Source organism: Vibrio sp. YT-19(2023) (assembly GCF_033337395.1).
Map to the genome: position 1 here is coordinate 1 of NZ_JAWOQN010001171.1, position 514 is coordinate 514.

The 514-nt window shown below is 42.2% G+C and carries 1 pseudogene; it reads right to left on the bottom strand.

What is annotated here, in order from left to right:
* Positions 1-426 precede the first annotated feature (426 nt).
* Positions 427-514 (bottom strand): annotated as a pseudogene (gene folE / locus R7E78_RS30665) (GTP cyclohydrolase I FolE); the annotation flags it as partial.

Sequence of the window (514 nt, forward strand, 5' to 3'; positions counted from 1 at the left end):
GTAGATGTTGGTGAAGACAGCAGTTTGAGTCAAAAAGCCTGGGCCAACAGAGGTCGTCGCCATCAAAAACGCGACACTTAGCATGGCTTTCTTTTGCCAACTGGTTTCTGTTACAGGAGCGGAAATGGAAGAGGTGCTGATAGTGCTTTGTGTAGTCATGCCAAGTCTCAAATTTGTTGTCTTTCTATTATTAGAAAAAAAGAAAGACAACTGACCGAGATCAGCTGAACTTAGAGAGATATCTCTTTTCAAAACAAACGATTACACGTTGTAGCCGTTCATTGGGCGCATATACTAAGAGCAACGAATGTGACTGTCAACACACAATTGCATAAATATTATTTATTGCGACTCACTTACCCATGATTCAGGTATAAAAAAGGATGGCACGTTGCCATCCTCTCTCAAATCTAAGCTTCGTTTTGACTAGCGTAAACCATGCAGAAACTCAGCGCGAGTGGCTGGGTTGCTCTTAAAAATACCACCTAATGCTGTGGTTGTCGTTTCGCTGGTT